Genomic DNA, 18,536 nt, shown 5'->3' with positions numbered 1-18,536 from the left:
GATGGCGAAATCGTAGCGGGACATTCATCAATGAAACTAAAATCACGACGCTTAAAAAACAGCATTCTCTTATTCGTTGAGGATTAATTTAAGATAGGCGCTCGCCTAATCGCGATCGTTTAAGGATCGAGATACCGGGGGCTACCACGGGGCGAGGTATCCGTACAGGAACCTCATCACCGTGTTTCCCCCTATAAAATGCAAACGCATTTTAAATGCCACTTGTGGCAGCCCGTCAGGGCGAGCACAGGCACTGGGCGAGTAAATCCATGTTTAAGTGAACAACGTTAGGTACTCGCCTATTTTCCTACTTCACTCAGCGTAACGCCACTTTTCCCCCAGACAGCACCAGCCAGGTCATCATCCCTCCAATCAATCCCCAAAACGCCGCGCCAATCCCCCACAGCGTCAGCCCAGAAGCGGTAATCAGGAAAGTAACCACTGCGGCATCACGCTGTGTTTCATCCAGTAAAGCGCGATACAGACTGCCCGAAATGGTACTCAGCAGCGCCAAACCGGCGATGACATGAATCAGCGTCTGCGGCAGCGCCGTGAAAAGCTGCCCGATCGATCCGCCGAAAACGCCCGCCAGCAGATAAACCCCACCGGCAGCGACGGCGGCAAGATAGCGCTTCTTCGGATCGGGGTGTACATCCGATCCCATACAGATCGCGGCAGTAATCGCGGCGATACAGACAGAAAAGCCACCGAACGGCGTCAATATCAACGCTATTAATGCCGTAACGGTAATCAGCGGTGACACAGGAACCTGATAGCCAGCGGCTTTCAGCGTGGCAATGCCCGGTGCGTTCTGCGATGCCATAGTGACAATGAAAAACGGAATACCGACACCCAGCAGCGACGCCCACGAAAAATGTGGCGTAATAAACATCGGTACAGCGAAGACCAGCGGTGAATCAGAGAGCGCAATTTGCCCTTTAAATAAGGCCAGCAGCAGGCCAGCAAGCAACGTCAGCACAATGGCAAAACGGGGCAACAGCCGACGGCTGAGCAAATAGGCCACGCACATTGTGAAAGCCAGCCAGAAGTCCTGTTGCAGGGAAAGAAAGGCATCCGCGCCAAATCGCAGCAGAATCCCCGCCAGCATCGCAGCAGAAATAGCCTGCGGAATCACATTCATCAGTCGGGCAAAGAGACCTGTGATCCCACAGATAAAGATCAGCGCGGAAGCAAACAGGAACACGCCGATCGCCTCATTGAGCGACGTCCCCGGTAGGCTGGTGACCAGCAGCGCCGCTCCTGGCGTTGACCAGGCCGCCAGTATCGGCGCACGGTAGTACAGCGACAGGCTAATAGACGCCAGCCCTTGGGCAATCCCCAGCATGCTTAACCAGCCGCCGATCTGCACCGCACTGGCACCCGCTGCTTCTGCCGCCTGAAAAATGATGGCGACCGAACTGGTGTAGCCCACCAGCACGGCAACAAAACCGGCGATGAGGGTCGAAAAACTGACATCTTTTAGCGCAAATGATGCAGGCATGGTATACCTTCATTCTTGTCGTGCGCTATAACGCACAGAAAGCGTTAACATAGCAGTGTGCTGCTATAACGCACAAGCAGGAGCCGCCTTGATGTCTGATGAGCTAACCCGCCGTATTGGCAATACGTTAAAAACGCTAAGAAAAAGTAAAGACTGGAGCCTCACGCGTGCAGCGGAGGAAACAGGAGTAAGTAAAGCGATGTTGGGCCAAATCGAGCGGGGAGAATCCAGCCCGACGGTGGCCACCTTGTGGAAAATTGCGACTGGTATGAATGTGGCGTTCTCTACTTTCATTGAACCGACGCTCGCAGCGGAAGACGTGACGTATCGATCGGGGACAGGTTCGGCATTCAGGGAAAACGAGGCAGGAATGCACGTTGTGCCACTCTTCCCCTTCGACGAAAAACTGCGTTTTGATATGTTGGTCATTGAACTGGCGGCGGGTGCCAGCAGCACCTCATCGGCGCATGAAAACGGGGTGATCGAGCATATTATTGTGCTAGATGGTCAGTTGGAAATGACCATTGATGGGCAGACACATTTACTGTCCGCCGGGGATGCTCTGCGCTTTGCCGCCGACAGAGAACACCGCTACCACAACCCTGCCGATACCATCGTGCGCTTCCACGATCTGATTCACTATCCTGAAAATTAAACGCTTCGTATCGACATATTGATATACCCATAATACTTCACGTTGTCGGTCCATCAGCCAAGGTCAGGAGAGTTTCATGTTCTATCACATCATTCCTATTCCCCCGATACTCGCACGTTGCGGCTCAAAGTCAGACATAGCATGGGTAATGGAATCGTTACCAACAACAGTAACCACAGTAGGCTATAAACCGCGTCAACACCATCATTTTGCAAATTGGTATATAACTTAACCGGAATACCCTGTGGAAAGTAGGCGAAGATCATAACAATACCGAATTCTCCCACAGCCCGAACCCACGCCAATGCCACGGCCGATGCCAGCCCAGGAAATGCCAACGGCAGCGCCAGATGCCGAAAACGTTGCCACCCAGATGCCCCCAATGTTTCCCCCACTTCGAGAATATCCTTCGGCACAGTAGCAAATGCGGAACGCGCAACCACAACAAAATAGGGCAGCGCACCGTAGATTTGAGCCAAAACAAACGCTCCAGGATTATTTACCAGTGTGACACCAACATGGGATAACCATTTGCCAACATCGCCATAAGGTCCCCAAACAGAGACCAGTAATATCCCCATAGCCAGCGGAGGTGTCAGCAGAGGGATCAACACAAGCAATTCCCCGATCACTCGCCGCCTTCCTGTCACACGAGACAACCACCACGCCACAGGAAGACCAAGCAGAATGATGAGACATAGCGCTATCCCCCCCAATCCTAACGATACTGCAATCGCATTTTTATCACGCCATGCAAGATGAAAATGGAACCAAGGCGTTTCGTGGATAAGCGTCAAAAATGGGAAACTCAATAACACCATTGCAGGGACGGATAACCATCCCGCAATTCGTCCCAAACCTGTCATTTCGTGTACAGCGCATCCCCCTTCGGGGCAGCATAACCATATTGATCAAACACTTTCTGACCTTCGGCGCTTTGCATAAATTGAACAAACTTTTCGCCCTGATCCATGCCATTCGGCGCATTTTTCAGGACTGCTGCGTAATAAACGAGAGGTTGTGTATGGATGATCTCACGGTTACCCGCACTGTCTTTGATAGGAAAACTGACGGTGTCATACCACTGTTTCGCCATAACGGGATTACTGAGATTTATTTCATCCGGCAGGGCAACGTAAGGCAAATGCGCCGAGCGAACTTCACTTTCGTAACCTGCAGCGGCGTCAATCTGCCCACTTTCAAGACGCGCTAACAAGCCACCTTCCTGATGAGTCTGCTCTGGATTTTGTAATTCACCGAGAATGGACTGTGCGATACCCGGTTGTTGGTAATATTTTTCCGCCAGCAACAAAGTGAAAACGATATTTTGACCTTTTGGGTCAACATAAGGATCGGTTCGACCGAAGCTAATATCTTTTTGCGACAATAATTTTAGCCAGGAATCATCATGCTTTTTATTCGCCGCCTCAAATTCTGTACCATGCTTCCCTTTCGGATTATAGGCAACCACCATACTCGTGCTGGCGATGGGTACAGCGGCATCAATCAATCCCGCATCTTTTAGAATCTGCATCGGCCCTGGGGTAATAGAAACAAATACATCAGCGGTCAGTTTATGACTGGCCAGCAAACGAGCCATTCCATAGGCTCCTTGCCCTTGTCCCTGGTAATCTCCTTGCTGTTGGTGAGCAAAAAGGGGACCAAGCCCCTGATCCATGACTTTCCCCATTGACCCTGCGTAAGTAACGCGAATATCCTTAGCCATCACAGACGTGGTGCTCAATGCCATCCATACCAACGCAACACAGCTCTTTACCGCAATACCGTCATTCATGACCACTTCTCTGTATAATTATTTATACAGCGATTATCCTCAACCTGATTCCGTGGGCAATATTAAAGCAGCCATTGTTGATGTATGGTTGAAGGTTAATTCAATGATGGTAAGGCCGGATACGACTAACGCTCTCCGGCACAAAACAGGCAAGCGACATTTCCGTCGCATCAAGAATACGCGGTATTACTCTTCGGCTTTTTTATCTTTCTGCGCCAGCAGTTTTTCCAGCGCATCGCCACCCAGGTGACGGAAGTCCTGACCTTTGACGAAGTAGAAGATAAATTCACAGATGTTCTGGCAACGGTCACCGATACGCTCGATGGAACGGGCGCAGAACAGTGCCGTCAGCACGCTGGGAATGGTACGGGTATCTTCCATCATGTGGGTCATCAACTGACGCACAATCCCTTCGTACTCTTTATCCACTTTTTTATCTTCGCGATAAATACGAATCGCTTCGTCCAGATCCATACGGGCAAACGCATCCAGCACGTCATGCAGCATCTGCACGGTGTGGCGGCCCAATGACTCCAGACTCACCAGCAGCGGCTGATGCTGATGGGAGAATTTTTCCAACGCGGTGCGACAAATTTTATCCGCCACGTCACCGATACGTTCCAGTTCAGAGATGGTTTTGATGATCGCCATCACCAGACGCAAATCGCTGGCGGTGGGCTGACGTTTCGCAATAATGCGCACGCAGGCTTCATCGATCGCCACTTCCATCATGTTAACTTTGGCGTCGCCTTCAATCACCTGCTGAGCCAGTTCCGCATCCTGATTATGCATTGCGGTGATGGCATCCGTCAGTTGTTGCTCCACCAGCCCGCCCATGGTCAGGACCTGCGTGCGGATATGTTCCAGTTCGGCGTTAAACTGACCGGAAATGTGTTTGTTCAGATTCAGATTATCCATGATGCTTTCCTAATCAACCGTAACGGCCGGTGATGTAATCTTCAGTCTGTTTCTGCCGTGGAGCAGTAAACAGGGTATCAGTATCGCTGAACTCAATCAGCTCACCCAAATACATAAACGCCGTATGATCTGAACAACGTGCTGCCTGCTGCATGTTGTGCGTCACAATGACCACGGTGTAATCTTTTTTCAGCTCGGAGATCAGCTCTTCAATGCGCCCGGTAGAAATCGGGTCGAGTGCAGAACAGGGTTCATCCAGCAGCAAGACATCCGGGCGAATCGCAATACCGCGTGCAATACATAAACGCTGCTGCTGACCACCGGACAAGCTATAGCCGCTCTGATGGAGCTTATCTTTCGTTTCCTGCCACAGCGCCGCTTTGGTTAGCGCCCACTGAACGCGCTCATCCATATCGGCGCGGGACAGTTTCTCAAACAGGCGAACACCAAACGCAATGTTATCGTAAATGGACATCGGGAACGGCGTCGGCTTCTGGAAAACCATCCCCACCTTGGCGCGTAGCAGCGCGATGTCTTGCTTATCGGTCAGGATGTTATTGCCATCCAGCAGGATATCGCCCTCGGCGCGCTGCTCAGGGTAGAGCTGATACATTTTGTTCAACGTGCGTAGCAGCGTGGATTTACCACAGCCGGACGGACCGATGAACGCAGTAACCTGATTCGCGGCGATATCCAGCGTAATGTTTTTCAACGCATGGAATTTCCCGTAATAGAAATTCAGATCGCGTACCTGGATTTTGTTGGATGTCTCAGTAGCCATACTCATCAAGACTTCTCTCTTTTTCCTGGCGCTGCCTGGCAACGCCTTGAATTTATTTACTGTTTCTCAACGAATTACGATTTCTTCGCTAATTAATGCTTCTTAGCAGAGAAAATAACGCGCGCCAAAATATTCAGCAGCAGAACGCACAGCGTAATCAGCAGAACCCCTGCCCAAGCCAACTGTTGCCACTCCACAAACGGACTCATGGCAAATTTGAATATGGTAACTGGCAGGTTGGCAATCGGATGCATCAGATCCGTGCTCCAGAACTGATTCGACAGCGACGTAAACAGCAGCGGTGCGGTTTCCCCAGCAATACGCGCGATAGCCAGCAGCACCCCGGTGATGATGCCCGATACCGATGCCTTCAGGGTAATCGCAGAAATCATTTTCCATTTCGGCGTACCCAGCGCATAAGCCGCTTCACGCAGGCTATCCGGCACCAGCTTTAGCATGTTCTCGGTGGTACGAATCACAATCGGCACCTGCAACAGCGCCAGCGCAATCACACCCGCCCAGCCGGAGAAGTGCTGCATCTTTGCCACCACCAGCGTGTAGACAAACAGACCGACGACAATTGACGGTGCTGACAGCAGGATATCGTTGATGAAACGAATCACTTCGGCGATCCAGGATTTACGCCCGTATTCCGCCAGATAGATACCCGCCATAATGCCCAGCGGCGTCCCCAGTAGCGTCGCCCATAGGATCAGTAATCCGCTCCCGACGATGGCGTTTGCCAGTCCGCCACCTGCCGTATTCGGCGGCGGCGTCATCTCGGTAAACAATGCCAGAGACATACCGTCTACGCCGCGGGTCACCGTCGAGAACAGGATCCAGATCAACCAGAACAGGCCAAATGCCATCGTGGACATGGATAAGAACAGCGCAATGCGGTTTTTCTGGCGACGCCAGGCCTGCATTTTACGCCGCGAGCGTGCCAGTTCGGCTTCTTGTTCTATGCCTAATGTAGCCATTAGCGCGCCCCCTCATTTTTTGCCAGACGCATAACCATCAGCTTTGAACACGCCAGAACAATAAAGGTAATCACAAACAGAATCAGGCCCAGCTCCATCAGCGCCGCCGTGTGCAGACCCGATTCGGCTTCAGCAAATTCGTTTGCCAGCGCAGAGGTAATACTGTTGCCAGGCATATACAGCGACGCGCTGTCGAGCTGGTAGGTGTTACCGATGATGAAGGTGACCGCCATGGTTTCCCCCAAGGCGCGCCCTAATCCCAACATCACCCCGCCGATAACGCCGTTTTTGGTGTAAGGCAGCACAATGCGCCAGATCACTTCCCACGTCGTACAGCCGATGCCGTAGGCAGACTCTTTCATCATGACTGGCGTTTGCTCAAACACATCACGCATCACCGCCGCAATGTACGGGATAATCATAATGGCCAGAATGACGCCGGCCGCCAGAATACCAATCCCGAACGCCGGGCCGGAGAACAGCGCGCCCACAATAGGAATGCCGGACAGGACGTTGCCTACCGGCTGTTGGAAGTATTCGGCAAAAAGCGGAGCGAAAATGAACAGCCCCCACATGCCGTAAACAATACTCGGTATGGCCGCCAGCAATTCAATCGCCACGCCAAGCGGGCGTTTCAACCATGCAGGTGCCAGTTCGGTCAGAAATAACGCAATCCCGAAACTAATCGGGATGGCAATAATGAGTGCAATCAGTGAGGTCACGACGGTACCGTAAATCGGCACCAGTGCACCAAACTGTTCTGCGGGCGCATCCCACTCTTTCGTCCACAAGAAGGCAAAACCGAACTTCTCGATGCTGGGCCAGGACGCCACAATAAGGGAAACAATGATGCCTCCCAAGAGCAGTAGCGTGACCAGCGCCGCCAGTTTTACCAGCGTGCTGAAGAGGATATCGCCATATTTTCCCGGGGCTTTGATAGTTGGCTTGTACTCAGCCATACGTCTCTCTTCTCATTTTTATAACTACATATGAAAGGCAGAGAGGTTATGATTGCCTCTCCGCCCCGATACGGCTTGTTATTCCACTACGTATTTCCCAGAACCTGACAACCTCATCACGATCTGGTTATCAACACGACTGTCGATGCAATACGTTGTTGATGCAATAATTAGTACAGCGCTTTACCGTTGCTGTCTTTTACCTGGGTTTTCCAGGCAGCACGGATTTGCTCAACCACTTCTTTTGGCAGTGTGGCGTAATCCAGAGCAGTCGCCTGCTCGCCGCCTTTCTTGAACGCCCAGTCGAAGAATTTCAACACTTCAGCGCCCTGCTCAGGTTTATCCTGCTTGGTGTGAACCAGGATGAAGGTGGTTGACGTGATTGGCCACACGTCCGCGCCTTTCTGGTTGGTCAGATCCTGAGCAAAAGATTTGCTCCAGTCGATCTCTTTAGCCGCGTTGCTGAAGCTCTGTTCAGTCGGGCTAACTGGCTTGCCATCAGCAGAAATCAGTTTGGTGTAAGCCAGGTTGTTCTGCTTGGCATACGCATATTCTACGTAACCGATAGAACCAGGCAGACGCTGTACGAACGCGGCAATACCATCGTTACCTTTACCGCCCAGACCGGTTGGCCAGTTAACGGTAGAGCCAGAACCGATTTTCTCTTTCCACTCCGCATTCACTTTCGCCAGGTAGCTGGTGAACACGAAAGAAGTACCTGAACCATCAGCACGACGAACGACAGCGATATCCTGATCCGGCAGTTTGGCATTCGGGTTCAGTTTGGTGATTGCCGGGTCGTTCCATTTTTTGATATTGCCCAGGTAGATATCACCCAGAGTTTTACCATCCAGCGTCAATTCGCCAGATTTGATACCAGGAAGGTTAACGGCCAATACCACACCACCGATAACGGTAGGGAACTGGAATAAACCATCCTGTGCTAATTTGTCGTCAGCCAGCGGCGCATCAGAAGCACCGAAGTCTACCGTTTTAGCGATAATCTGTTTTACACCGCCAGAAGAACCGATGCCTTGATAGTTAACTTTATTGCCGGTTTCTTTTTGATAAGAGTCAGCCCATTTAGCATAAACAGGCGCAGGGAATGTCGCACCGGCACCGGTGAGGTTAGCAGCAGCAAAAGCAGAGAATGCCGTCAGAGAAAAGGTTGCCGCAACAACACTGGCAAGAGTGGTACGCATCAGTTTCATAATCCCTCCTGTGGGATAATCGACGTGTCGACGTGGAGTCGTTATCAATCAGAGTTGTCAAATCAGAGTGTAGTTCGCAGGAGGAAAAATAGGACAATTTAGTGACAGTAAAATGTACACAATATGACATTTTTATGACAAATCGCGTTCGACGAGGAAATACAGGTAGCCCCAGCCAGCGCCCATTCAATAAAGGCGTTCTTCATACGCATCTTTAGCGGATACCGGCGGTGGGGTCTTCGTATTGCGAGACATAATTACTCCTTGAATGCATGTTATGCCTTAAACACGCAATTCATGACCGTCCCACTTAGTTAGCCCACTGCCGCACTTTCTCGTGGACAAAATCCATCGGCAAACGCTCTTGTTCTAAACGCGTACAGCCGTAATCACCATTGCGCAGAATTCTAAAAAGCATCAGCTCACGGTCAGTCAATGCAACAGGCTCTCTAGCTAACGATTCTGGCTCGTCAACCATCCTATCTCGGTAGGCCTCAACGGTCTCCAAATCCATCATCAGCGGGATAACCGAACTCAACTTGCTACGAACATCACTGAGTATGGCAAGTCCTTCAGAATCAACATCACCCCAATAGGCAACTCGCTTATTGCCAAGCCAATCAGCCCTCATCCATGAAACGTTCTTACCTCCTCCCGAAACAGCGATCGTGTCAGGGATATTATCGAGAGACAGGCATGACTGCTCATTCTCAATCACAAGAATATTTTTAGCAGGCAACTCGAAACCTAATAATGTTTCAGACGACATTCGTAACACTTTCAGACCTCCGAGGGAATCTACAGTGTTTTTACACAGCGGCCTTACTAACAACCAATCTTTTGGCTTGTCTCTGCAATCCAGCCAACTCAAAAGCCCCATTTCCTTTGCAGAGCAATCGATGATGGCAGCGATAACAGACTCAATAAATCCCAGATTTTTCTCTATGAATTTGGTATCGACAAATATGACAGGAAGAGCCCTTAAATAACATCCACTCCCCATGCCTTTGTGAAACTGAGGAATGAGTTTAACCAGTAATTGCATGTCTAAATCACTAAAATCGGATAAGATTTCCAGATTCGCAATTAGTACGGAGAACAATTCACGCTCATAGGTTGACCTTATTGGGTGGACAGTGCGTTTAGCAAATTCTATGGAGAGTGATTCAAAGATATTTGCAATTCTGGACTGCCAGCCTCTAAGCTGCTGCCCTGCCTCATCACCAAGCATTCGAGCAAGCGAGCTGATATCAGGTATTGTCAAATAGGTTGGCACTTTCTGCTCAGAAAGCGCTCTAAATGTTACGATATCCCAACGGACGTTAACTTGTATGGACTCATATGCAGCCTGTTCGCAGAACGACTTCCAGGAATCCACAAACTCCTGAAAATGACTGATATTATTCAGAGCTGCATTTCCTTTTGGCGGCTTCAGAGATATCTGTATCGGAAATTCGGTCTTACCAATAAGCAAGCTCTTTAAAGTCTTCCTATTGTTCCAATACTTAGCCCTCAGTACTTCAACGGCATCTTGCTGGAGAAGCCCCCATGGTGGTCGACTATTTGTTTCAGACATCACTAGGCTCAACTTCTGTGTTTCGCAACTCTTTCAGCTCGATTTCACCAGCTATTTCCTTTAACTGGGCTGATTCCTTCTGATGAGCCATGCGCTGATCTATTTCTTCCCATGTGACTTCGCACAGATGACTTTCATGGAGCGCTGGGGCGCGCTCAGCAATGAGTAGCGATCGTGCAGACTCCCTTGCCAGATTGAGGTTTTTATAAGGCGTAATCAAATTAACGTGTATATGCAATTCCTTGAATACTCTAAGAACGCGACGACTTACAGCCTCTGCGGTATTAGAAAACGCCTCATCCAGAAACACAGTGCAGTAAATTGGCCTGTTGTATCCATCCGGTGTTAATACATAAGCAAGACTTGCCGCAACGATAGTGCCAGCAAATGACTCTTTCTCACCACCAGACTTTCCACTGCTTGATTCAAGCACATCTCGAACTTCAAGCGTCTGCGAGTCAATCTCTTCAGCAAAAAATGACATTTGGTAACGCGGGTCTAGAAGCCTTTTGCTTTCTTCGTTGGTGGATGTGCCCGGTGCACTCGCCTTATCAAGAATATCAACCACGTCAGATAAGAGCCTGAATCGAGCTTCATGGTCATCACTCGTTGCCTGGCTCAGTGCACTTCTGACTTTTCGCTCAAATTCCAGCACATGTGGATATTTTTCACGCTTGGACCCCAGCCTTAAATGGCTTCCTTGTTTAAATTCAGTGCGCCTCAAAACCTGATTGATCGTATCTATTCTTTCTAAAATATCTTCTCTTTCAGATTCAAGCTTTGTCTTGATGCGAGCCAATGATTGAGTGGCATGCTTGTTCAATCGCTCTTTAAACTGATCAATTAGCTCTGGGAGTCCTTCCGTCTCAATATAAGCATAATGTTCCAGATAATATTGCAATCCTTCCAGCCCTGTAGGCCAGTCAACGGTGATAGGTTGCCATTTATCCTTTCCTCGGAACGACCCCATTATCCCGTTTGCGACATTCTCCGCTGTGCTCTTAGAGGAACGTATCTTGTCTAATTCGCCATCAATAGCTTTTTCAAAGTACGCTTGTCTATGGGCATCATCTAACCGAATTTTGCCCACCCTTGATTGAAGCCATTGCCTGACGTCATCTGTCATTCCGGCTGCGGCTAACTGCTGGTATTTGTCCAACTGTTCTTGAGCATGAGACTCATTGTTCCCTAGTGACCCTTTCTTCGTTAAAAGCTGCCCCTTGCTTTCCTGAATCTTTTTCAGGTGTTCTTTAGCCGTATCCCACCGGCTTCTGGCCACTTCAAGGTTGCCACCCGATTTTTCCAGTTCCTCCAGATCAGATTGCACACTTTCCAAACGTCTTTGCCAGTATGGTGCATTGATCTGCTCCCATGTGTACGAACTCAGGCGTTCCCAGAGATTGGCTCTCTCAGCGTTTTTATTGAGTGCTTCTCTTGCCTCACTTAAAGTCTTATCCAACTCAAACAAACGACGTTCCGCAAACCCTTTATCTGTATTTAGCAGCGCCAAGCGCGATTTGTTCGAGAATCCAAGACTCCAACTTCTGCGATCATCTATCTTCCGCTGATCTTTTTTCTCAAAACGGCCTCGCTCCATATGCACAAGGCCTTCCCTGGTCATTGAAAATAGAGTGGCATCAAGTTCATCCGTGCCAGACACACACTGTAAATCAAAATTGTGCAAATGACTTTTCAACCAATCTCGATACGCATGGTCTTTCCATATCAATTTGCGTAGATAACCCCGCTCACTGAATTCAGTGAAACCTGTGGATTTTTGATCTGTTCGAACTTGAGAGACAACTTGAGCCCGTACATGCAAACCAGTATGTCTAACATTGAGCCAGCGCGTGACCATCGAGTAATTCTTTTGGGGCACAAGCATAGTCGTTTTTAGTCCACCCAGTGCCCGTTCAATGGCCCCTTGCCATGGTTTTTCGTCATTTTTGACATCCAGCAATTCACCGATGAAAACAAGTTCCTCTCTTGGCAAGTCAAGTGATTCAATCATTTCATCTCGGAGCTTCTGGTAACGAACGTCGATATTTGAATCTGGACGAGCCTCTATATCCAGAATCTCGCCTTTAATCGCATTTAAATTTTTCTGTTGCTCACTTAGCTGAGCGGCAACATCACCAAAGCGATCTTGTGCCTGCTTAGTGTCTTCTTCAATTTTGGCCAAGTTCTCGATTGCCGTGCTCTTGTTAGTGAAAAAAACGCCTTCATTAATCTCCGAATTCAAGCTAAGTCTTCGGCAATCAACCTGATATTTAGATGAAACCTGAATTACATCATCAAGCTTGCCTTTAATATATTTAATATCGTTTTTCAGTGATTCAATTTTATCGCCACCAAGATTCAGATATTCTTCATGCCTCTTCTCAACGGATAACTGGGCATCACTTTCGTCGATTTCTACGCGGTTAATTTCTCTTGATATTGAATCCAGCGCTTTATCTATATCTTCTAACTTCTCCACCCAAAGAATGGAAAGCGCCTCACCAAAGTACGTCGCCAGGTTACTTTTTTCCAGCAGGAGTGAATCAAGGGACTTGGTGGCCTTTGCGATGGAATCGGCCAACTCAGGCAATCTGCTTAAATGGCTGTACTGCTCTTTCGCATCAATCAACTGTTCATGTATTGCTACGAGGTCGGAAAATTCCTCCACAACATTTTTCGCATCCTCTTTTACACCACTTGGTTCGAGCACTAATTCACGTATTAGCTTGGTTAGATCATCAATCTTTTTTAAACCAAGCGCTCGCGACAACAATGCAGGGGCGTTCTTGTTGTCCATATAGAGATGCTTTCGGTATAGCTCCTGATAATCTGAGAAATTACTGTCGCAATCTGTTATGGCAGGATCGTCCCGTAACCACTGTTTGAGTTGCCTCGTATTACCTTCACCAAAGGCATCAAGAAGTTCTTTAAGTTGGAGATTACGCAGGGCCACAAGATAAACACGCTTTACATCACTTAATGTATTTGTTGCGTTTGTCGTCCAGAAAAGTGCCGCTAAAGTGATACATGAACCATCGTCAGCTCGATAAAGTGCTCTCAGGCCGGTAACAACGCCCTTTTCCCTTTTACTTTTTACACGGGTTGAAGCACCATCATGAACCGAACCAAAACTTCCCCGCATATAAGACAGGAGAGAGCGGTCTGAGCGATCACCTTGTGCTGCGGCGACATTGAATGTTGCTTTGCCTGCTGGTAGAAGAAGAGCCATCAATCCATCAATAAAAGTCGACTTTCCGGCACCATTATCTCCCGTTACCAACGTTCCTTCTGGGTCAATAGCAGCAGTATGTAACCTATGAAAAGATCCCCAGTTGAACACTGACAGTTCAGACAACCTTATTTGCCCCTGAGAAAACAAATCATTATTGAATATTGAGTCACCGACCTCATTAGTAGAAGACTGAGCTAAGTTTTCGAATAAATCAGCAGTCATTTCTGATCACTCCCCACACGACCTGTTTCGTTGAGTTGCTCTTGGGCTAGCACAGTGTATTCAGTCAACATTGTCTCTAAAAAACTGGCATTCACTACATAACGAATGATCGGAGTGATTTCGTATCGATCTTCTTCGCTTCTGATCGTCGACAACACTTTCCGCTTAACCATCTCTTTTACTCTAATCAGTAGCTTTTTTCGATCTTTTGACGCGTGGTCAGTTATCGGAAGGAAGGGCGTCAGATAGGATTCTAAACGTTCGATATCAATCGTAATTTTTTGTTCTCCTGCAGACTCTCGATCCTGATAATGCTTTCTTAAAACCAGTAGTATCAATGTATCAAACAGGGAAAGGGTACGCTTTGGGATCAAGGTGGCTGAGTCGTCAGAATCTAACGCCTCATCTTCCAACCCATCATCTTCGATATTGCCAACATGCTCTGAGAGAGTAGTGGCCACGAATGCCACACCAGATTTCTGATCAAGTACCAGTTGGAGGTAAACTTCAGATAGATGCTTCCGTATCGCCAATTCATAACGGCAAAGCTGCTCAAATAGTTTCGGTTTTTGTGATGCCATAATGGAACCCTGCCGCATCAGATGAACCAAAACTCGCCGGGCATCATGAGGCATTTCAGAATCACTGAATTTGGCGCTCTCCGTTATTAACCCCACCCTGTCGCTTTCCAACGACTGATCTACGAAGTCTCGATTCGGAGCGTTGGGAATTAGATCATCTAAATTATGGGGATCATCCAATACCTCGCGGTTTCCTTCATTACCTTCGTTATGTAGCTTTTGATCGGATTTGCCTGTTACCATCGAGAAGAAGCTATTGGGTGGCGTGTTGTTCGTCATTGGCTTTCCTTTGCTACCCGCTAGAGGGTAAGTTCATCGATGTCTTCTGGGAATAGCTCGGCAGTTAATAGATAGGTAGGTATAGACGCTTTCAGCTTAACACCTTGCTTATCAACTACGATTACGTCTTCTTTTTCATCTAGCATGGTCGCATTCACCGCTTTTGCTATTCGCAAATACGCGACCAGTTCCTCCAACCCTGACGTCAACGGGTTTTCGTCTGCAAGCCTGGCAATCGACATCGGGCCGCGTTTTCTCAGGGTGTTAAGGATCTGATAAGCCACCAGCCTTACTTGAACAGCATCGAGACAATCAAGCACGTGAGCACTTGGTTCTCTTCTATTAGCGTTTTCTTCAACACCCGATGTATCGAGCTTGTCATCCGGGGTTCTTAATTTGATCGATTCAGGGGATTTAATTTCTATAGAACCTACAGGGAGACTAAGTCCCGTTTCTGTAGTCAAATCCAAACCTTCATCGCGCAGCAATACAGCTTGTCTTTCTAGCTTTGAAAGCAATCTATCAACCGCCTGATTTTCGGCAGCAGCGCCACTCTCTATATAGGAACGCAGGCTCTCTTCAGTACGCCGCCTGACACGAAAAACTCTTTCGCTCTCGCGACTCAGCTCACGCATAAGGTGACTAAGAAACTGATGCTGACTACTAGATAATTGCTGACCGATCGGTCTACTAAGAATGCTGCGGAGCTGCTCACGAAATTCCATTGAGCGGTTTTGATCACACAGCAACTGAAAAAAGCCTTCAAACGCACTTCCTGCTTCTGTAGTAGAAAGCAATGCTTCTCTTTCCATTACGGAGAGCAGCACATCCCCACGAGAGACGCCACCTTCTATAATATCAATCCTGAGTTCTCTATCTAGAGTCCTGATTTCGTCCTCTACACGACGAAAATCACCCGTCAGTACTGAAGCCAATTGATAGATCTGACGGATTCGCTCTCTTTGCTCAGATTCACTTAGAACTGAGATAACCCCAGCTTGAAGCGCCTCGATTTCACGTTGAATCTCTGCCTTTTTGCTTTCAAGCAAAGTCACTTTCTCATCAACGTTAGGGCTAATTGCAACCGCTAAGTCACGAACGGCTTCTTGAACAATACGCAAATGTGAGGCTGTTGTACCTGAATTGCGTTCATCGAGCCCTTTACAGAATCTAAGCGCTATTTCACTAGCGTCAGTTTTAGTCAGTGAATCATCCATTTCTCGTAACCAGCCATTCTTAATCCATTGATTTAGATAAGTGGCTGCCGACGTATCGGTTGGCCAAATGCCGAGCTCGCGGCTGCGTTCAATCTCAACATCCAACAAGATTCGAGCTCGACCATAGGGAACTTCACAGTCTTCCAAAAAGAGATCAGCAATGAACGCAAGGATATAAGGCGCATTATCGGCCTTTAACAACTTCCAAGCTGCGCTCTCGGCAAATAGCCGCCGGTACTTGGCTTGCAAACCTTGGAAGTTCAATCCTTTTCCCCCATACGAATCTCTCTTTACGGGCTGAGGCCACTGATTACTATAGAGCTGAACCCATCTATTGAAAAGCGCCCAAAAAATGAATGTCTACAAACTAACACAGCTAACTGCTCCTATTCACGGAGAGCGCTTCATCTGTCGGGAAATAATGCGAACGGCGGTGTTTAATTATATTGAGTGCGATTACAATCGCTGGCGACACTACAATGCCTGTAGTGGTCTCAGCTCGGAACAATTTGAAAATGAAAATCTCACTCAGGGCTGTGTCCACATTACGTGGGTAGGATCACAGCCCAAATTGTGATGAACCAAAAAAGTCCAGTATGCTTTTTAAGCAGCATTACTGGACTTTTTCATTTTATAAATATTTTGTCACCCGACAGTTATTTACCTTCGTTTTTTAAAAGTTACTCTACCGTAACGGATTTCGCCAGGTTACGTGGTTGGTCAACATCCGTGCCTTTAATCAGTGCGACGTGATAAGACAGCAGTTGCAACGGCACCGTGTAAAAGATTGGCGCAATCACTTCTTCTATGTGCGGCAGCGGAATAATTTTCATATTTTCGCTGCTGGTGAAACCAGCATCTTCATCAGCGAAGACATACAGTTCACCACCGCGTGCCCGAACTTCTTCGATGTTGGATTTCAATTTCTCCAACAGTTCGTTGTTCGGCGCTACCACCACTACCGGCATGTCCGCATCGATCAGCGCCAGCGGGCCGTGTTTCAGCTCGCCTGCCGCATAGGCTTCCGCGTGGATGTAAGAGATCTCCTTCAGCTTCAGCGCGCCCTCCATTGCGATCGGATACTGATCGCCACGGCCAAGGAACAGCGCATGGTGCTTGTCAGAGAAACCTTCTGCCAGAGATTCGATGAGCTTGTCCTGAGACAGCATCTGCTCAATACGCGCAGGCAGCGCCTGCAAACCATGAACGATGTCATGCTCAATCTGCGCATCCATACCACGCAGACGACCAACGCGAGCCACCAGCATCAGCAGAACGGTAAGCTGCGTAGTGAAGGCTTTGGTCGAGGCCACACCAATCTCTACGCCCGCTTTGGTCATCAGCGCCAGATCGGATTCACGCACCAGCGAGGAACCTGCAACGTTACAGATAGCCAGAGACCCCAGATAGCCCAGCTCTTTAGACAAACGCAGCGCCGCCAGCGTATCCGCCGTTTCACCGGACTGAGACAAGGTAATCATCAGGCTATTCTTACGTACGGCAGGCTTGCGATAGCGGAATTCTGAGGCGATTTCTACGTCGCACGGAATCCCCGCCAGCGCTTCAAACCAGTAGCGGGAAACCATACCAGAGTTGTAGGACGTCCCGCAGGCGATGATCTGAACGTGCTCAACCTTTGCCAGCAGTTCATCCGCTTTCGGGCCTAATTCAGAAAGATTGATCTCGCCGTGGCTGAAACGCCCTTCGAGGGTGTTCTTGATCGCCATCGGCTGTTCGTAGATCTCTTTCTGCATGTAGTGACGATACGCGCCTTTGTCACCGGCATCGTAATTCACTTTTGATTCAATTTCTTCGCGTGTAGCAAGCTGGCCGGCTTTATCAAACACGCGCACGTCACGGCGGGTGATTTCCGCGATGTCGCCTTCTTCCAGGAACATAAAGCGACGCGTTACGGGCAGCAGCGCCAGTTGATCGGAGGCAATAAAATTCTCACCAACACCACGGCCAATCACCAGCGGGCTACCAGAACGTGCAGCAACCAGTACGCTTGGATCACGGTTATCCAACACGACCATGCCATAGGCACCGCGTAGCTGTGGGATCACACGCTTAACAATATCAACCAGCGTTCCACCGTTCTGCTTCTGTTCAAAATGCACCAGATGGGCAACCACTTCCGTATCGGTTTCAGAAACAAAACGGTAGCCACGACCGATCATCAGTTCACGCAGCGGCTCATGGTTTTCGATAATGCCGTTATGGACGATAGTGATATGTTCAGAAACATGCGGATGTGCGTTTTCTTCAGAAGGTTCGCCGTGTGTTGCCCAGCGGGTATGGGCGATACCCGTACCACCGTGCAACTCATGCTCATCAGCGGCCTGAGACAGCACCTGCACTTTCCCCAGACGACGTAAACGAGCAACATGTCCTTCGCTATCAACAACTGCCAGACCCGCTGAGTCATAGCCGCGATACTCAAGGCGGCGTAAACCTTCCAACAAAATCTCAGCAACATCACGTTGCGCAACTGCGCCTACAATTCCACACATCGATGGTATTCCTATAAAAGTGACATATTGTGTCACCAGGGATGTCTTAGACCTGATTATTCCGGTTGTTCCGGGTTCCCCGAGCCTTGTAGAGAGTTGGGGATTATTATGTTTTG

The 18,536-nt window shown here is 48.8% G+C and carries 14 protein-coding genes and 1 pseudogene; 2 read left to right on the top strand and 13 right to left on the bottom strand.

The features are described from left to right. Positions 1–316 precede the first annotated feature (316 nt). Positions 317–1,501 carry a benzoate/H(+) symporter BenE family transporter gene (locus O1Q74_RS20130; RefSeq protein ID WP_271875304.1) on the bottom strand — a complete coding sequence of 395 codons (1,185 nt, stop codon included), beginning with the start codon at positions 1,499–1,501 and terminating at the stop codon, positions 317–319. Positions 1,502–1,592: 91 nt separating this feature from the next. Between O1Q74_RS20130 and O1Q74_RS20125 the strand changes: the two genes are divergently transcribed. Continuing rightward, positions 1,593–2,156, top strand: a complete 564-nt coding sequence (locus O1Q74_RS20125) for a helix-turn-helix domain-containing protein (RefSeq protein WP_271875302.1) — start codon at positions 1,593–1,595, stop codon at positions 2,154–2,156. 95 nt (positions 2,157–2,251) lie between these two features. On the opposite strand, the gene O1Q74_RS20120 is transcribed toward O1Q74_RS20125, so the two are convergent. From O1Q74_RS20120 to O1Q74_RS20070, 11 genes are all read right to left on the bottom strand, one after another. Further along, positions 2,252–3,022, bottom strand: coding sequence for a molybdate ABC transporter permease subunit (locus O1Q74_RS20120; RefSeq protein ID WP_271875300.1), 771 nt, complete (start codon positions 3,020–3,022; stop codon positions 2,252–2,254). After that, entirely contained in the window at positions 3,019–3,906 is an 888-nt protein-coding gene (locus O1Q74_RS20115; protein ID WP_271879009.1) for an extracellular solute-binding protein, read from the bottom strand. Before O1Q74_RS20115 ends, O1Q74_RS20120 begins: the two co-directional genes overlap by 4 nt. 231 nt (positions 3,907–4,137) lie before the next feature. Further along, complete coding sequence (gene phoU, locus O1Q74_RS20110) at positions 4,138–4,869, bottom strand: phosphate signaling complex protein PhoU (RefSeq protein ID WP_271875298.1); 732 nt, start codon at positions 4,867–4,869, stop codon at positions 4,138–4,140. A 13-nt stretch (positions 4,870–4,882) separates the two neighbouring features. Next, the gene (pstB, locus tag O1Q74_RS20105; protein WP_010681437.1) at positions 4,883–5,656 is read right to left on the bottom strand and encodes a phosphate ABC transporter ATP-binding protein PstB; all 774 of its coding nucleotides are present in this window, start codon (positions 5,654–5,656) and stop codon (positions 4,883–4,885) included. Positions 5,657–5,742: 86 nt separating this feature from the next. Then, positions 5,743–6,630 (bottom strand): phosphate ABC transporter permease PstA, encoded by an 888-nt coding sequence (pstA, locus tag O1Q74_RS20100; protein ID WP_015842339.1) that lies wholly within the window; start codon positions 6,628–6,630, stop codon positions 5,743–5,745. Beyond that, positions 6,630–7,589 (bottom strand): phosphate ABC transporter permease PstC, encoded by a 960-nt coding sequence (gene pstC, locus O1Q74_RS20095; RefSeq protein ID WP_015842338.1) that lies wholly within the window; start codon positions 7,587–7,589, stop codon positions 6,630–6,632. Before pstC ends, pstA begins: the two co-directional genes overlap by 1 nt. A 170-nt stretch (positions 7,590–7,759) precedes the next feature. After that, positions 7,760–8,800 carry a phosphate ABC transporter substrate-binding protein PstS gene (gene pstS, locus O1Q74_RS20090; RefSeq protein ID WP_271875294.1) on the bottom strand — a complete coding sequence of 347 codons (1,041 nt, stop codon included), beginning with the start codon at positions 8,798–8,800 and terminating at the stop codon, positions 7,760–7,762. A 310-nt stretch (positions 8,801–9,110) separates the two neighbouring features. Then, positions 9,111–10,376 (bottom strand): Wadjet anti-phage system protein JetD domain-containing protein, encoded by a 1,266-nt coding sequence (locus O1Q74_RS20085; protein ID WP_271875293.1) that lies wholly within the window; start codon positions 10,374–10,376, stop codon positions 9,111–9,113. Continuing rightward, positions 10,369–13,830, bottom strand: coding sequence for an ATP-binding protein (locus O1Q74_RS20080; protein ID WP_271875291.1), 3,462 nt, complete (start codon positions 13,828–13,830; stop codon positions 10,369–10,371). Before O1Q74_RS20080 ends, O1Q74_RS20085 begins: the two co-directional genes overlap by 8 nt. Then, positions 13,827–14,690, bottom strand: coding sequence for a DUF4194 domain-containing protein (locus tag O1Q74_RS20075; RefSeq protein ID WP_271875289.1), 864 nt, complete (start codon positions 14,688–14,690; stop codon positions 13,827–13,829). The genes O1Q74_RS20080 and O1Q74_RS20075 overlap by 4 nt, the downstream gene beginning before the upstream one ends. A gap of 20 nt (positions 14,691–14,710) precedes the next feature. Continuing rightward, positions 14,711–16,171 carry a DUF3375 domain-containing protein gene (locus O1Q74_RS20070; RefSeq protein ID WP_271875288.1) on the bottom strand — a complete coding sequence of 487 codons (1,461 nt, stop codon included), beginning with the start codon at positions 16,169–16,171 and terminating at the stop codon, positions 14,711–14,713. Between the two features lie 124 nt (positions 16,172–16,295). Between O1Q74_RS20070 and O1Q74_RS20065 the strand changes: the two are divergent. Further along, positions 16,296–16,484: pseudogene (locus O1Q74_RS20065) on the top strand (IS3 family transposase); the annotation flags it as partial. Between the two features lie 103 nt (positions 16,485–16,587). On the opposite strand, the gene glmS reads toward O1Q74_RS20065, so the two are convergent. Then, complete coding sequence (gene glmS / locus O1Q74_RS20060; RefSeq protein ID WP_271875286.1) at positions 16,588–18,420, bottom strand: glutamine--fructose-6-phosphate transaminase (isomerizing); 1,833 nt, start codon at positions 18,418–18,420, stop codon at positions 16,588–16,590. Positions 18,421–18,536: the final 116 nt, after the last annotated feature.

It is taken from the genome of Pectobacterium sp. A5351 (assembly GCF_028335745.1).
In the GTDB taxonomy this organism is placed as follows: Bacteria; Pseudomonadota; Gammaproteobacteria; order Enterobacterales; family Enterobacteriaceae; genus Pectobacterium.
This window is presented reverse-complemented; position numbering and strand designations above follow the sequence as displayed.